Consider the following 15,574-nt stretch of genomic DNA (forward strand, 5'->3'; position numbering starts at 1 on the left):
TACCGGGATACGGGCATGGCGAGCACTACCTTAGGCATCAAGGTCGATACGGAATTGCGCGAGCGTTTGCGCAGCGCGGCGGACAAGCTGCAATGCACGCCGCACTGGCTGCACAAGCAGGCCCTGCTTTCCTACATCGAGAATATCGAACGCGGGGCGATTCCCGGTGAGCTGGCCTATCTGCCGGGCGCTGAAGCTGCGGCAGCCGACGACCCCGTGGAGGCGCCGCAGGCTCCCTTCTACGCCTTTGCACAGGACGTGCAGCCGCAAAGCGTGCTGCGCGCGGCCATAACGGCGGCGTACCGCCGCCCCGAAACCGAATGCGTGCCTTTGCTGCTGAGCGCGGCGCGCGCTTCGCAGGATCCGCGCGCCCAGGAACTGGCCGCGCGCCTGGTGAATGCCCTGCGCGCCAAGCGCACCGGCGGCGGCGTGGAGGGACTGATCCAGGAATTTTCCCTGTCCAGCCAGGAGGGCGTGGCCCTGATGTGCCTGGCCGAGGCCTTGCTGCGCATTCCCGATCGCGCCACCCGCGACGCCCTGATCCGCGACAAGATCAGCCATGTCGACTGGCGCGCCCATGTGGGCGAGTCGCCGTCCCTGTTCGTGAATGCCGCCACCTGGGGCCTGATGCTGACGGGGCGCCTGGTCAGCGTGAACAGCGAGAAGAACCTGTCCTCGGCGCTGACGCGCATGATAGGCAAAGGCGGCGAGCCTCTGATCCGCAAGGGCGTGGACGTGGCCATGCGCATGATGGGCGAGCAGTTCGTGACCGGCCAGACCATCGCCTCGGCCCTGGCCAACAGTCGCAAGTTCGAGGAAAAGGGCTTTCGCTATTCCTATGACATGCTGGGCGAGGCGGCCACCACGGCCGAGGACGCGCAGCGCTACTACCAGGCCTATGAACAGGCCATCCATGCCATCGGCAAAGCCAGCCAGGGCCGCGGAATCTACGAAGGTCCCGGCATCTCCATCAAGCTGTCCGCCCTGCATCCGCGCTACAGCCGCGCCCAGCGCGACCGCGTCATGGGCGAGCTGTATCCGCGCCTGCTGGAACTGGCGCAACTGGCGCGCCAGTACGATGTGGGCCTGAACATCGACGCCGAGGAAGCCGACCGCCTGGAGCTGTCCCTGGACTTGCTGGACCGGCTGTGTTTCGATGCCTCCCTGGCGGGCTGGAACGGCATAGGCTTCGTGGTGCAGGCCTATCAGAAGCGCGCGCCTTTCGTCATCGACTACCTGATCGACCTGGCAAGGCGCAGTGGTCACCGCCTGATGTTGCGCCTGGTCAAGGGGGCGTACTGGGACTCGGAGATCAAGCGCGCCCAGGTGGACGGCCTGGAAGGCTATCCCGTCTATACGCGCAAAGTGCATACGGACGTGTCCTATCTGGCCTGCGCGCGCAAGCTGCTGCAGGCGCCCGAGGCCATCTATCCGCAGTTCGCCACGCACAATGCGCAGACCCTGTCGGCCATCTACTACATGGCCGGCCAGAACTATTATCCCGGCCAGTACGAGTTCCAGTGCCTGCACGGCATGGGCGAGCCGCTCTACGACGAGGTGGTTGGCCCGGTCAAGGCGGGCAAGCTGAACCGCCCCTGCCGCATCTACGCGCCGGTCGGCTCGCACGAGACCTTGCTGGCCTACCTGGTGCGTCGCCTGCTGGAAAACGGGGCCAATACGTCATTCGTGAACCAGATCGGCGATGCCGACCTGCCGGTCGAGCACCTGATTGCCGATCCCGTGGCTCAGGCCCTGCAACTGCAGCCGCTCGGCCGTCCGCACGACAAGATCCCGCTGCCGCGCCAGCTCTATTGGGAGGCGGAGCAGCGCCTGAACTCCGCGGGCCTGGACCTGAGCAACGAGCATCGCCTGGGCTCGCTGGCGGCGGCCCTGATGCAGAGCGCCGCCCAGCCTTGGCGCGCGCAGCCTTTGCTGGCCCAGGACACGCCTGTCTGGGATGATTCCCGAGCCCGCGCCGTGCTCAATCCCGCCAATCACCAGGATGTCGTCGGGCAGGTCATGGAGGCCGGCGAGGCCGACGTCGCGCACGCCCTGGAAGCGGCGGCCCACTATGCCCCGATCTGGCAGGCCACGCCGGTGGACGAACGGGCCGGCGCCCTGCAGCAGGCGGCCCAGTTGCTGGAAGACCAGATGCAGGAACTGATGGGCCTGCTGGTGCGCGAAGCCGGCAAGTCCTATGCGAACGCCATCTCCGAAGTGCGCGAGGCCGTGGACTTCCTGCGCTACTATTCGGGTCAGGTCCTGCGCGAATTCGACAATGACCGCCAGCGTCCGCTGGGCGTGGTCGTCTGCATCAGCCCCTGGAATTTCCCCCTGGCCATCTTTCTGGGACAGGTGTCGGCCGCCCTGGCGGCGGGCAATGTGGTGCTGGCCAAGCCGGCCGAGCAGACTCCGCTGATCGCCGCGGCCGCGGTGCGCCTGCTGCACCGTGCCGGCGTGCCTGAAGGCGCGGTGCAGTTGCTGCCGGGCGGCGGGCCGACCGTGGGGGCGCCGCTGGTGGCCAGCCCGCAGGTCAACGGCGTCCTGTTCACCGGTTCCACGGCCGTGGCCAAATCGCTGGCGCGCCAATTGGCCCAGCGCCTGACGCCGGACGGCCAGGTGGTGCCGCTGATCGCCGAGACGGGCGGCCTGAACGCCATGGTGGTGGACAGCTCCGCGCTGGCCGAGCAGGTGGTGTTCGACGTGCTCAATTCGGCCTTCGATTCGGCCGGCCAGCGCTGCTCGGCCCTGCGGCTGCTGTGCATCCAGGAAGAAGCGGCCGAGCGCGTGCTGGGCATGCTGCGCGGCGCCCTGAAGGAGTTGCGCGTGGGCAATCCGGACTTGTTGAGCACGGATGTGGGGCCGGTCATCGACGAAGAGGCCCGAGCCGGCATCGAGCAGCACATTGCGGCCATGCGCAGCGCCGGCTTCCAGGTGGAGCAGGGCGAGCGGCCCGCCGGTCTGGCCGGGACATTCGTGCTGCCCACGCTGATCGAGATCAATCAGGTGCAGGACCTGGAGCGCGAGATATTCGGCCCGGTGCTGCATGTGATGACGTATGCGCGCAAGGACCTGGACGCCCTGATCGACCAGATCAACGAACGCGGCTATGGGCTGACCTTCGGCGTGCATACCCGCCTGGACGAGACCGTGCAGCGCGTGGTGTCGCGCGTGCGCGCCGGCAATGTGTATGTGAACCGCAATATGGTGGGCGCGGTGGTGGGCGTGCAGCCCTTCGGCGGCGAAGGCTTGTCGGGCACCGGACCCAAGGCGGGCGGCCCGCTGTACCTGCGTCGCCTGCTTGGCCGCTGCGCGCAGGACCTGCCCCTGCAGGCCTTGCGCAAGAACGGCCAGGTCCTGCCCGGGCCCACCGGCGAATCCAATGTCTATCAATTGCATCCGCGCGGTCGCGTACTGTGCATGCCGGCCAGCGAGGAGGGCTGGCGCGCACAGATGCAGGCCTGCGCGCTCAGCGGCTGCCAGCCGGTTCTGCTGAACCGCGCCGGGCTGGACGGCTTGCCCGAGCAGGGCGTGGAGCAGATTGATCTGTCAGAGCTGGGCTGCGCGGATTATGATGCTGTCTTGTTTGAAGGCGACGGCGATGAGCTCGAGCAACTGGCCATACAGGTGGCGCAGCGCGAAGGCGCCATCGTGGGGGTCCAGGGGCTGTCCACGCAAGAGTTGCGCCGGGGCGCGGCCTATGCGGCCGAACGTCTGATGCGCGAAGTCTCGGTCAGCACCAACACGGCGGCTGCCGGGGGCAACGCCAGCCTGATGATGGTGGGTTAGGCGCGCTCGCCTGCGCGCCGCGCCGACTCGTACCCGGAGTCGGCGGCCCGGTAAAATTCACAGCAGTAAGGCCGGCCATAAGCCCGGTCCCATTAAAACTAGGGAGAACAACCATGCAGTCCATGAAAAACATCAAATTGGGTCTGGTCTCGGCCGCGGTGCTGGCCGCTTGCCGCAGCGCCGGCTTCGGCTGCAGAGAAAGTCATCAAGCTGGGCTTTGCCGCCCCGCTGACCGGTCCGCAGGCGCACTACGGCGAGGACATGCGCAACGGGCTGACCCTGGCCCTGGAAGAGGCCAATGCCCAGAAGATCCAGATCGACGGCGAGACCGCCCGTTTCGAACTGGTCGCCAAGGACGACCAGGCCGACCCGCGCACCGCCGTGCAGGTGGCCCAGCAGATCGTGGACGATGGCGTGGACGGCGTACTGGGCCATTTCAACTCCGGCACCACCATTCCGGCCTCGCGCGTCTACAACGACGCCGGCATTCCGCAGATCGCGATGGCGACCTCGCCCGAGTACACCCAGCAGGGCTACGACAACACCTTCCGCATGATGACCAGCGACACCCAGCAGGGCGCCGCCGTGGGCCAGTTCATGGTGAAGGATCTGGCGGCCAAGAAGATCGCCCTGATCGATGATCGCACGGCCTACGGCCAGGGGCTGACCGATCAGGTGGCGCGCGCCGTTGAAAAGGCGGGCGGCCAGATCGTGGCCCGCGAGTACACCACGGACAAGGCCAACGACTTCACCTCCATTCTGACCAACATCAAGTCCAAGCAGCCCGACGCCATCTTCTTCGGCGGCCTGGACGCCCAGTCCGGCCCCATGAAGCGCCAGATGCAGACCCTGGACATCAAGGCGCCCCTGGTCTCGGGCGAGATGACCCGCAGCGACACCTTCCTGCGTCTGGCCGGCGGCGCCGCCGACGGCACCTACGCCTCCCTGGCCGGCGTGCCGCTGTCCACCATGGCGGCCGGCGAGAAGTTCGCCCAGGACTACAAGAACCGCTTCAAGGTCGATCCCGGCGTCTACGCGCCCTATGCCTATGACGGCGCCTGGAACATGATCACCGCCATGAAGGAAGCCGGCTCCTCCAAGGCCGAGGACTACCTGCCCAAGCTGGCCGGCCTCAAGCGCAGCGGCGCCACCAGCAGCAACATCGCCTACGACAAGAACGGCGACCTGAAGGAAATCGCCGTGACCATCTACGAGGTCAAGGACGGCAAGTGGACCATGGTCAAGACCATGGTGAGCCAGGCCAACTAAGACCTGCATCTGGTGCCTGAGCCGTGCGTTGCCGTGCGGCTCTTCAGCCGGCCTCCCCGGGAGGCCGGCGCCCGCTGTTCCGTGGCCATGCCGCGGTGCATGCCCGGGAAACGACAGCGAGTCCTTGTCGATGGAAATTCTGATACAACAACTCATCAACGGCCTGACCGTGGGCAGTGTCTATGCGCTGGTGGCGCTGGGCTACACCATGGTGTACGGGATCATAGGCCTGATCAATTTCGCCCACGGCGACGTGGTGATGGTGGGCGCCATGCTGGCGACCACGGTGGTGCTGTCCCTGGTGGGGGCGGACCCGGCCGGCATGTCCGCCTGGCTGGCCGTGGGGCTGGCCCTGCTGGCTGCGATCCCGACCTGCATGGCCATAGGCTGGACGGCCGAGCGTTACGCCTACCGCCCCCTGCGCCGCGCACCGCGCCTGGCTGCGCTCATCACCGCCATCGGCGTGTCCTTCATTGTCCAGAACATCGCCATGATGGTCTGGGGCCGCAACTACCTGAGCTTTCCGCACATCATCGAGCCCATGGTGTTCCAGCTGGGCGAGGCGCGCATCAGCCTGCTGCAGTTGCTGATCATCGGCGGCGCCGCCCTGATCATGGTCGGCCTGATGGCGCTGGTGCACCGCACCCGCCTGGGCACGGCCATGCGCGCCACCGCGCAGAACCGCGAGGTGGCCGGCCTGATGGGCGTGAACATCAACACCGTGATCTCCGCCGCCTTCCTGATCGGCTCGGCCCTGGCGGCCGTGGCCGGCGTCATGATCGTCACCTACTACGGCGTGGCCCAGTACACCATGGGCTTCATGCTGGGCCTGAAGGCCTTCACGGCCGCGGTGCTGGGCGGCATCGGCAACCTGGGCGGCGCCATGCTGGGCGGACTGCTGCTGGGGCTGATCGAGGCCCTGGGCGCCGGCTACATCGGTGACCTGACCAATGGCGTGTTCGGCAGCAACTACCAGGACGTGTTCTCGTTCATCGTGCTGATCCTGGTACTGCTCTTCCGTCCATCCGGCCTGCTGGGTGAACGGGTGGGAGACCGGGCATGATGGACACCAAGAAGAAACCCGTTCCCGTGCGCGTCTGGCTGGGCGCGTTGCTGATCGGCGTGGTCCTGGCGGTGCTGCCCTTTGTGCTGGGCATGGCCGGCCAGAGCTGGATCCGCACGCTGAACTTCGCGCTGCTGTACGTGATGCTGGCCCTGGGCCTGAACATCGTGGTGGGCTTTGCGGGCCTGCTGGACCTGGGCTACATCGCTTTTTACGCCGTCGGCGCCTATGTCTGGGCCATGCTCGCCTCGCCGCATTTCGGCCTGCACCTGCCGTTCTGGGTCGTGATGCCGGCCGGCATCGTGCTGGCGGCCTTGTTCGGCGTGCTGCTGGGCTTTCCGGTCCTGAAGCTGCGCGGCGACTACCTGGCCATCGTCACGCTGGGCTTTGGCGAGATCATCCGCATCTTCATGAACAACCTGGACGCGCCGGTCAACATCACCAACGGTCCGCAGGGCATCAACCGGGTGGACACCTTCAAGGTGGGCGAATTCGTCTTCGGGCGGGCCGAGACCTTCTTCGGCATACGCGTCACCGGACCGGAGAAGTATTACTACCTGCTGCTGGCGGTGACGCTGCTGATCGTGTTCGTCTGCGTGCGCCTGCAGCATTCGCGCATCGGCCGCGCCTGGGAAGCCATCCGCGAGGACGAGATCGCCGCCAAGGCCATGGGCATCAATACCCGCAACGTCAAGCTGCTGGCCTTTGCCATGGGCGCGACCTTCGGCGGGGTGGCCGGCGGGCTGTTCGCCTCCATGCAGGGCTTCGTCAGCCCCGAGAGCTTCAGCCTGACCGAGTCCATCTCCGTGCTGTGCATGGTGGTGCTGGGCGGCATGGGCCACATCCCCGGCGTCATCGTGGGCGCCCTCCTGCTGTCGGTCTTTCCGGAGCTGCTGCGCGCTGTGGTGGTGCCCCTGCAGCAAAGCGTGTTCGGCGAGGTGATCCTGGATCCGGACGGCATACGCATGCTGCTGTTCGGCTTCGCCCTGGTGCTGGTCATGATTTACCGGCCCGAAGGGTTGTGGCCGTCGGCGGTGCGACGCCGTGAACGCAAGATGAAGGAGTCCCAGGCATGAGCGCGATGACAACAAGCAAGACCGCGGGCAGCGGCGAGGCGCTGCTGCAGGCCAGCGGGCTGTCCAAGCGCTTCGGCGGCCTGCAGGCTTTGTCGGACGTCAGCTTCAGCATCCGCCAGGGCGATATCTACGGGCTGATCGGCCCCAACGGCGCCGGCAAGACGACGCTGTTCAATGTCATGACGGGGCTGTACGTGCCCGAATCGGGGCGCTGCGAGTTCGCCGGCCACGTGCTGACGGATTACAAACCGCATCAGATTGCCGAGGCGGGCTTTGCGCGTACCTTCCAGAACATCCGCCTGTTCGGCAATCTGTCGGCGCTGGAGAACGTCATGATAGGCCGGCATGTGCGCACCCGCGCCGGCGTGCTGGGTGCGGTGCTGCGCAATCGCGCCACGCGCCGCGAGGAAGAGCAGATCGAGGCGCGCGCCTACGAGCTGCTGGAATACGTGGGCATCGTCGAACGCGCCAACGACATCGCGCGTTCGCTCTCCTACGGCGACCAGCGCCGCCTGGAGATCGCCCGCGCCCTGGCGACCGACCCCAAGCTGCTGGCGCTGGACGAGCCGGCCGCCGGCATGAATCCTTCCGAGACCGTGGTCCTGCGCCAGTTGATCGAAAAGATCCGCGGCGACGGCATCACCGTGCTGCTGATCGAGCACGACATGAAGCTGGTGATGGGCCTGTGCGACCGGGTGCTGGTGCTGGAATACGGCAAGGTGCTGGCCGAAGGCAGGCCGGCCGAGGTGCAGCACAATCCCCGTGTCATCGAGGCCTATCTGGGGGCGGGGGCCGCCAAGGAACTGGGCATTACCGCTACGCAGGAGGAGCAGGCATGAGCGCGTCGCCGTGGTTGTTGGATATTCGGGGCCTGGACGTCGCCTGCGGCGGCATCCGCGCCGTGCAGGGGCTGAACCTGCAGGTGGGCAAGGGCGAGTTGGTCTGCCTGATCGGGGCCAACGGCGCGGGCAAGAGCACGACGCTGCGCGCCATCTGCGGGCTGGTGCCCGTGGCGGCCGGCCAGGTGGATTATCAGGGCCAGAGCATCGTGGGCGTGCCCTCGCATCAGTTGGTGCGGCGCGGACTGGTCATGGTGCCGGAAGGGCGGGGCATCTTCGGCCAGTTGACCATCGAGGAGAACCTGTCCATGGGCGCCTACACGCGCCGCGACGACGCCCAGGTGCGCCAGGATGTGGAGCGGGCCTACACTTTGTTCCCGCGTCTGGCCGAGCGCAAGAAACAGTCGGCCGGCACCTTGTCGGGGGGCGAGCAGCAGATGCTGGCCATGGGTCGCGCCATGATCTCCCGCCCCGAGCTGTTGCTGCTGGACGAGCCCTCCATGGGCCTGGCGCCCATCATGGTCGAGCGCATCTTCGGCCTGATCCAGGATATCGCCAAGGAAGGGGTCACCATCCTGCTGATCGAGCAGAACGCCCGCCTGGCGCTGGAACTGGGCGATCGGGGCTACGTGATGGAGTCGGGCCGCATCATCCTGGAAGGACCGGCCTCGCAACTGCTGCACGATCCCAAGGTGCGCGCGGCCTACCTGGGGGAGGAAGACTTCGCTGCTTGAAGGGATCAGCTCTTGCCCGTGCTGCCGAATCCGCCCGTGCCGCGCTCGGTCTCGGTGGAGAACTGGTCCACGAACTGCAGGGCCACCTGCACCACGGGCTGGAACATCAGCTGGGCGATGCGCTCGCCGGGCTGGATCACATAGTCCGCGTCGCCGTCATTGGCCAGGATCACGCCTATTTCGCCGTGGTAGTCGGCGTCGATGACGCCTATGCCCTGGGCCACGCGCACGCCGTGCTTGAGCGACAGGCCCGAGCGCGAGGCGACGATGGCGACCAGGCCGGGGTCCATCATATTGATGGCCAGGCCGGTCTTGACCAGCATGCGCCCGCCGGCCGGCAGGGTGACGGCCTGCTCGAGGCAGGCGCGCAGGTCCATGGCGGCCGAGCCGTCTGTGGCGTAGCTGGGGGCTTCTATGGCGGCGCCCAGCAGCTCATTGACGATGCGGGCTTCGATACGGCGATGCATGTAGGGGCATCCTTTGAAAAGAAGGGCGGCGCACGGGGTATGGCGCCGCCCGCTGTGATGGAAGGAATGGAAATCAGGACCGCTTGGAGAGCCGCTCGGCGACGGCCTGCACCAGCTTGCGGGCTGCCTGCAGCTTGTCCTGTGCGGGCCAGTGCGTGTGGCCGTGTTCGTCGCACAGGATCAGCTCGGTGTCCTCGGCATTCATGGTGCGCTGCGCCAGGTTGCCCACCAGCAGGGGCACGTTCTTGCGCCGGCGCTTGGCCTGGGCGTGCTCCAGCAGATGGTCGGTCTCGGCGGCGAAGCCCACGCAAAACGGGCCCTGGGGCAGGGCGGCGACCTCGGCGAGGATGTCGGGATTGGGGCTGAATTCCAGTTGCGGCGTTGTCTGGTCGGCGGTTTTCTTGATCTTGCGATCGCTGGCGTTGCTGACGTACCAGTCGGCCACCGCCGCGACGCTGATGAACACGTCCGCCTGCGCCGCCTGCGCCATGACGACCGAATGCATCTGGCGGGCCGTCTCCACGTTGATGCGCTGCACGCCATAGGGCGTTTCCAGGGCGACCGGACCGGAAACCAGGGTGACCCGGGCGCCCGCCTCGAAGGCGGCGCGCGCGATGGCATAGCCCATCTTGCCGGACGAACGGTTGCTGATGACGCGCACCGGATCGATGGGCTCGGACGTGGGGCCGGCCGTGATCAGCACGCGCTTGCCGGCCAGCAGCTTGGGCTGGAAGAAGGCGACCAGCTCGGCCAGCAGTTGTTGCGGTTCCAGCATGCGGCCGTCGCCGGTCTCGCCGCAAGCCTGGTCGCCACAGCCTGGGCCCAGGATGTGCACGCCGTCGCGGCGCAGTTGTTCCACATTGCGCTGAGTGGCCGGGTGCAGCCACATTTCGCGATTCATGGCCGGGGCTACCAGCAAGGGGCACAGGCCGCGCGCCACGCACAACGTGCTGAGCAGGTCGTCGGCCATGCCCTGGGCCAGTCGCGCCATGAAGTTGGTGCTGGCCGGCGCCACCAGGATGGCGTCGGCCTGGCGGCTGAGCTGGATATGGGCCATATTGTTGGGCACGCGCGCATCCCAAAGGTCCGTGTAGACCGGACGCCCCGACAGGGCCTGGAAGGTGACCGGGGTGACGAAGCGCGTGGCCGATTCGGTCATGACGACGTCGATCTGCGCGCCCAGTTCCTGGGCGCGGCGCAGCAGTTCCGCCGTTTTGTAGGCGGCGATGCCGCCGCTGATGCCAAAGACCAGTTTCTTCTTGGCGAGCATGGGGGCTCCTTGCAGGGTCAGGCGTGTTGCCGCTTGTTGCGGCGCATCCGCAGGAATTCGTCCAGGACCAGCAGGATGGCGCCGCAGGTGATGGCCACGTCGGCGAGGTTGAAGGCCGGAAAGTAGGACTGGTTCCAGTAGAACAGCAGGAAGTCCACGACGTGGCCGTGCTGGAGGCGGTCCACCACATTGCCCACGGCTCCGCCCAGGATCAGGCTGAGCGACAGGCAGAACAGCGGCTGCCTGGCCGAACGGCGCAGCATGGTCAGGATCAGCACCGTGGCCACCAGGGCGATGGCCACGAAGAACCAGCGCTGCCAGCCCTGGCCGCCGGCCAGGAAGCTGAAGGCTGCACCCGGGTTGTAGAGCAGCGTGAAGTCGAAGAAGGGCAGGATGTTCCAGCGTTCCTGGTAGAACAGGTGGGTGTCGAAATACCGTTTGGTCCACTGGTCCAGCACGACGATCAGCGCCGCCAGGCCCAGCCAAGCCCAGAACTGCCGCGCGGGCAGGCGGGCCTGCCCGGGGCTGGCGGGAGCGAGGTCCTGGTCAGACATGGTGACGCACTTCGCCGTCGCCGAACAGATTGTCTTCGCAGCGGCCGCACAGGGTGGGGTGCTCGTGGCTGCGGCCCACGTCCGGGCGATGGTGCCAGCAGCGCTCGCACTTGGCCTGTTCGGTCGGGTTCACGCTGATGCGCAGCTCGCCTTCGCCGGCGTGCACGTCGGCGCGCGAGACGATCAGCATGAAGCGCAGGTCCTGGCCCAGCGACTGCAGCCATTCCAGATCCTGGCCGCCGGCGTGGATGTCCACTTCGGCCGCCAGGGACGAGCCCACGGCGCCGGTGCTGCGCACGTCTTCGATGCGGCGCATGACTTCGGCGCGGATGGCCCGCAGGCGCTGCCATTTGGCTTCCAGGGCGTCCTGGTCCCGCTGCTCGGGCAGGTCGTGGAACAGCTCGGTGAAAATCGTGCCGCTGGCGACCTGGCCCTGGTGCAGGTCCTTCCAGGCCTCTTCGGCGGTGAAGGACAGGATGGGGGCCATGAGCTTGAGCAGCGCCTGGGTCAGGTGGTAGAGCGCCGTCTGGGCCGAACGGCGCGGCAGGCCGTCGCGGGCCGTGGTGTACAGGCGGTCCTTCAGGATGTCCAGGTAGAAGGCGCCCAGGTCTTCAGAGCAGAAGATCTGCAGGCGGGCCACCACGGGGTGGAATTCATAGCGCTGGTAGTTGTCCAGGATCTCGGCCTGCATGCGCGCGGTCATCTGCAGGGCGTAGCGGTCGATTTCCAGCAACTGGTCCAGCGGCACGGCGTTCTGCGCCGGGTCGAAGTCGGCCAGGTTGCCCAGCAGGAACTTCAGGGTGTTGCGGATGCGGCGATAGCCTTCCACCACGCGCTTGAGGATCTCGTCCGAGATGGAGAGCTCGCCCGAATAGTCGGTGGAAGCGGCCCACAGGCGCATGATTTCCGCCCCCAGGCTGTCGGCGATCTTCTGCGGCACGACGGTATTGCCCAGCGACTTGCTCATCTTGCGGCCGTTGCCGTCCACCACGAAGCCGTGCGTGAGCAGGGCCTTGTAGGGAGGGCGGCCGTACAGCATGCAGCCGGTCAGCAGCGAGGAATGGAACCAGCCGCGGTGCTGGTCCGAGCCTTCCAGGTACAGGTCGGCGGGCCATTGCAGGATGTCGGCGTGCGATCCGTGCGTGATGTGGTCCTTGCCGCCCAGCACGGTGGCGTGGGTGGTGCCGGAGTCGAACCACACGTCCAGCGTGTCGCGATTCTTCTCGTACTGGTCGGCTTCCTCGCCCAGCAGCTCGCGCGGGTCCAGGTTCTGCCAGGCTTCGATGCCGTGCTGCTCGATGCGCTGGGCGACCTGTTCCATCAGTTCGGGCGTGCGCGGGTGCAGCTCGCCGGTCTCCTTGTGCACGAAAAAGGCCATGGGCACGCCCCATTGGCGCTGGCGCGACAGGGTCCAGTCCGGACGGTTGGCGATCATGGCGTGCAGGCGGGCGCGGCCCCAGGCAGGATAGAAATCCGTGCGTTCCACGCCTTCCAGCGCCATTTCGCGCAGGGTGCGGCCGGTGTTGTTCGCCTTGTCCATGCCTGCGAACCATTGGCTGGTGGCTCGGTAGATGATGGGCGTCTTGTGGCGCCAGCAGTGCATGTAGCTGTGGGTGTACTGTTCGGTCTTGAGCAGCGTGCCGGCGTTTTCCAGGGCCTCGACGATCTGGGGGTTGGCCTTCCAGATCATCTGGCCGCCGAACAGCGGCAGGCTGTCGGCGTAATGGCCGTTGCCCAGCACGGGCTTGAGGATGGCGTCATCCTTCATGCCGTTGGCTTTGCAGGAGTTGAAGTCCTCGATGCCGTAGGCGGGCGCCGAGTGAACCACGCCCGTGCCGCTGTCCAGGGTCACGTAGTCGCCCAGGTAGACGGGCGAGACGCGGTCGTAGCCGGCGTGCGCGCCGGCCAGGGGATGGCGGAACTCCAGATGGTCCAGGGCGGCGCCGGGCGCGGTGGCGATGATCTCGCCTTCCAGACCCCATTGCTGCAGGCAGGATTCCACCAGGTCCTTGGCCAGGACCAGCCACTGGCCCGTGGCGCGCGCGGCGTTCAGCTTGACCAGCGCGTACTCGATCTCGGGATGGACGTTCAGGGCCTGGTTGGCCGGGATGGTCCAGGGCGTGGTCGTCCAGATGACGATGGCGCCGTCCTCCACGCTGTCCAGGCCGAAGGCGGCCGCCACCTTGTCCTTCTGGGCGAAGGGGAAGGCGACGTGGATGGAAGGATCCTTGCGGTCGGCGTACTCGACCTCGGCCTCGGCCAGCGCCGAGCCGCAGTCGAAACACCAGTTCACGGGCTTGAGGCCGCGGAACACGAAGCCTTTCTGCATGATCTGCGACAAGGCGCGCAGTTCGTCGGCCTCGTTGCTGTAGTTCATGGTCAGGTAGGGCCGCTCCCAGTCGGCCAGCACGCCCAGGCGCTTGAAGTCGGCGCGCTGGCGGTCGATCTGCTCCAGCGCGTAGGCGCGCGCCTTGGACTGGACTTCGGCCACGGGCAGGTTCTTGCCGAATTTCCTCTCGATCTGGATTTCGATGGGCATGCCGTGGCAATCCCAGCCCGGCACGTACTGGGCGTCGAAGCCGGCCATGTTGCGGCTCTTGACGATGATGTCCTTCAGAATCTTGTTGACCGCGTGACCGATGTGGATGTCGCCGTTGGCATAGGGCGGGCCGTCGTGCAGGATGAACTTGGGACGGCCGGCGCTGGCTTGCCGGATGGCTGCATAGACTTTGTTCTCTTCCCACTGGGCAATCCAGCCCGGCTCGCGTTTGGCCAGGTCGCCGCGCATGGGGAAAGGGGTGTCGGGTAGATTGAGAGTGTCTTTATAGTCCATTTGAGGCGAAATAGTCGCGAGCGCGCTGTGCATCGTTGTCGATGGCGGCGATCATAGTGATGAGGTCGGGGAACTTTTCTTCGTCCCTGACAAATTCCAGAAATTCTATACGGGCAAGTTTACCGTAAGCGTTCAGCTGGCGGTCCAGTAAATGCACTTCCAGCAGCAGGCGGCCCTGGTCCTGCACGGTAGGGCGCCCGCCCAGCGAAGCGATGCCCGGCATGGGCCGCGCGTCCAGGCCGTGGGCCAGCACCACGTATACGCCCGAGCGCGCCGCGCAGTGTTCGGGCACGCGGATGTTCAGCGTGGGGTAGCCGATGTCGCGGCCCAGCTTCTGGCCGTGGATGACGTGGCCGCTGATGTGAAAAGGCTTGCCCAGCAGGGCGCGCGCCCGGTCCAGCTGGCCCACGGCCAGGGCGGTGCGCACTTCCGAGCTGGAGATGCGCCGGCCGTCGGCGTCGGGCACGTCCTGCAGGGTTTCCACCTCGAAGCCGTGGCGCCGGCCCGCCTCGCGCAGCATGGCGATGTCGCCGGCGCGCTTGTGGCCGTAGCGGAAGTCCTCGCCCACCAGCAGCCAGCCGGTGTTCAGGCCGCGCACCAGGATGTCCTCGATGAAGGCGGCGGCCGACATGTCGGCCATGTCCTGGTTGAAGCGCGCCAGGTAGATCTGTTCGATGCCGCATTGGCGCAGGGCCTCGACCTTGTCGCGCAGGCCGCTGATCTGGGTGGGGATCAGTTCGGGGCGCTGGCCGCGCTGCGCGAAGAAAGCGCGCGGATGCGGCGTGAAGGTCATCACGCAGGAACTCAGGCCGTGCTGGCGAGCGGCCTCGTTGAGGCGATGCAGGATGGCCTGGTGGCCCAGGTGCACGCCGTCGAAGTTGCCTATGGTGACGGCGCTGCGCGCCGTGCTGTCGCGGCGCGGCAAGGATCGGTAGAGTTTTAGAGCAGATTTCACAAGCGAGAGTTTACAATTTTGGATTCGTTATTTCTCGGGAAACAGGATTTTGACCGATTCCACCCTACCTTGTCGCCTGGTTGTGCTGATTTCGGGCCGGGGTTCCAATATGCAGGCCATAGCCGGACACATCGAGCAGGCCGGCCTGAACGGCCGCATCCAGGCCGTCATCTCGAACAAGGCCGATGCGCCCGGGCTGGACTGGGCGCAGCGCCGCGGCCTGGCCACGGAGGTCGTGCCGCATCGCGAATTTGCAACACGCGAGGCCTTTGACGACGCTTTGGCGCGCGTGATCGACCGCTACCAGCCGGATTATGTTCTACTGGCGGGATTCATGCGCATTCTGACCACGGGCTTCGTCCAGCGCTACGCGGGCAAGCTCGTCAATATACACCCATCTCTGCTTCCCAGTTTCCCGGGCCTGAACACGCATCAGCAGGCGCTGGACGCCGGGGTGCAGTTCCATGGCTGCTCGGTGCATTTCGTGACGCCCGTGCTCGACCACGGTCCAATCATCGCCCAGAGCCTGGTGCCCGTCCTGCAAGGCGACGATGCCCAGACGCTGGCCGGGCGCGTGCTGGCCACCGAGCACCAGGTCTACACTCAGGCGGTGCAGTGGCTGGTCGAGGGCAGGGTGGCGCTGCAGCCGGATGGGCGCGTGCACGTATCGGGCGTGGCGCAGCGCGGCTTTTACTTTCCTGCCTGAGCGGGCGGGTCCATAGGAT

12 protein-coding genes are annotated in these 15,574 nt (G+C 66.6%); 7 read left to right on the top strand and 5 right to left on the bottom strand.

Features of this window, described 5'->3' with window-relative positions; genetic code table 11:
• Positions 1 to 15: 15 nt before the first annotated feature.
• The 6 genes from putA to ACWPWO_RS07720 all read left to right on the top strand — a co-directional run bounded on the left by putA (position 16) and on the right by ACWPWO_RS07720 (position 8,770).
• The gene (gene putA, locus ACWPWO_RS07695) at positions 16 to 3,789 is read left to right on the top strand and encodes a trifunctional transcriptional regulator/proline dehydrogenase/L-glutamate gamma-semialdehyde dehydrogenase (RefSeq protein WP_454005698.1); all 3,774 of its coding nucleotides are present in this window, start codon (positions 16 to 18) and stop codon (positions 3,787 to 3,789) included.
• Between the two features lie 204 nt (positions 3,790 to 3,993).
• Entirely contained in the window at positions 3,994 to 5,058 is a 1,065-nt protein-coding gene (locus tag ACWPWO_RS07700) for a branched-chain amino acid ABC transporter substrate-binding protein (protein WP_454006314.1), read from the top strand.
• Between the two features lie 130 nt (positions 5,059 to 5,188).
• Positions 5,189 to 6,121, top strand: a complete 933-nt coding sequence (locus tag ACWPWO_RS07705; RefSeq protein WP_454005700.1) for a branched-chain amino acid ABC transporter permease — start codon at positions 5,189 to 5,191, stop codon at positions 6,119 to 6,121.
• Entirely contained in the window at positions 6,118 to 7,197 is a 1,080-nt protein-coding gene (locus tag ACWPWO_RS07710; RefSeq protein ID WP_454005702.1) for an ABC transporter permease subunit, read from the top strand. Before ACWPWO_RS07705 ends, ACWPWO_RS07710 begins: the two co-directional genes overlap by 4 nt.
• A gap of 5 nt (positions 7,198 to 7,202) precedes the next feature.
• Positions 7,203 to 8,036 carry an ABC transporter ATP-binding protein gene (locus ACWPWO_RS07715; RefSeq protein WP_454006316.1) on the top strand — a complete coding sequence of 278 codons (834 nt, stop codon included), beginning with the start codon at positions 7,203 to 7,205 and terminating at the stop codon, positions 8,034 to 8,036.
• Positions 8,033 to 8,770: an ABC transporter ATP-binding protein gene (locus ACWPWO_RS07720; RefSeq protein WP_454005704.1), complete on the top strand. Its 738-nt coding sequence runs from the start codon at positions 8,033 to 8,035 to the stop codon at positions 8,768 to 8,770. The genes ACWPWO_RS07715 and ACWPWO_RS07720 overlap by 4 nt, the downstream gene beginning before the upstream one ends.
• Before the next feature lie 5 nt (positions 8,771 to 8,775).
• On the opposite strand, the gene dut is transcribed toward ACWPWO_RS07720, so the two are convergent.
• The 5 genes from dut to ACWPWO_RS07745 all read right to left on the bottom strand — a co-directional run bounded on the left by dut (position 8,776) and on the right by ACWPWO_RS07745 (position 14,849).
• Positions 8,776 to 9,237, bottom strand: a complete 462-nt coding sequence (gene dut, locus ACWPWO_RS07725) for a dUTP diphosphatase (protein ID WP_454005706.1) — start codon at positions 9,235 to 9,237, stop codon at positions 8,776 to 8,778.
• Between the two features lie 73 nt (positions 9,238 to 9,310).
• Positions 9,311 to 10,507 carry a bifunctional phosphopantothenoylcysteine decarboxylase/phosphopantothenate--cysteine ligase CoaBC gene (gene coaBC, locus ACWPWO_RS07730; RefSeq protein ID WP_454005708.1) on the bottom strand — a complete coding sequence of 399 codons (1,197 nt, stop codon included), beginning with the start codon at positions 10,505 to 10,507 and terminating at the stop codon, positions 9,311 to 9,313.
• Between the two features lie 17 nt (positions 10,508 to 10,524).
• Complete coding sequence (gene lspA / locus ACWPWO_RS07735; protein ID WP_454005709.1) at positions 10,525 to 11,061, bottom strand: signal peptidase II; 537 nt, start codon at positions 11,059 to 11,061, stop codon at positions 10,525 to 10,527.
• Positions 11,054 to 13,894 (bottom strand): isoleucine--tRNA ligase, encoded by a 2,841-nt coding sequence (ileS, locus tag ACWPWO_RS07740; RefSeq protein ID WP_454005711.1) that lies wholly within the window; start codon positions 13,892 to 13,894, stop codon positions 11,054 to 11,056. Before ileS ends, lspA begins: the two co-directional genes overlap by 8 nt.
• On the bottom strand, positions 13,884 to 14,849 hold the full coding sequence (locus ACWPWO_RS07745; protein ID WP_454005713.1) for a bifunctional riboflavin kinase/FAD synthetase: 966 nt from the start codon (positions 14,847 to 14,849) through the stop codon (positions 13,884 to 13,886). Before ACWPWO_RS07745 ends, ileS begins: the two co-directional genes overlap by 11 nt.
• Positions 14,850 to 14,898: 49 nt before the next feature.
• Here ACWPWO_RS07745 and purN point away from each other — a divergent pair, with 49 nt between their 5' ends.
• Entirely contained in the window at positions 14,899 to 15,555 is a 657-nt protein-coding gene (purN, locus tag ACWPWO_RS07750; RefSeq protein WP_454005715.1) for a phosphoribosylglycinamide formyltransferase, read from the top strand.
• Positions 15,556 to 15,574: the final 19 nt, after the last annotated feature.

It is taken from the genome of Alcaligenes sp. Marseille-Q7550 (genome assembly GCF_965112015.1).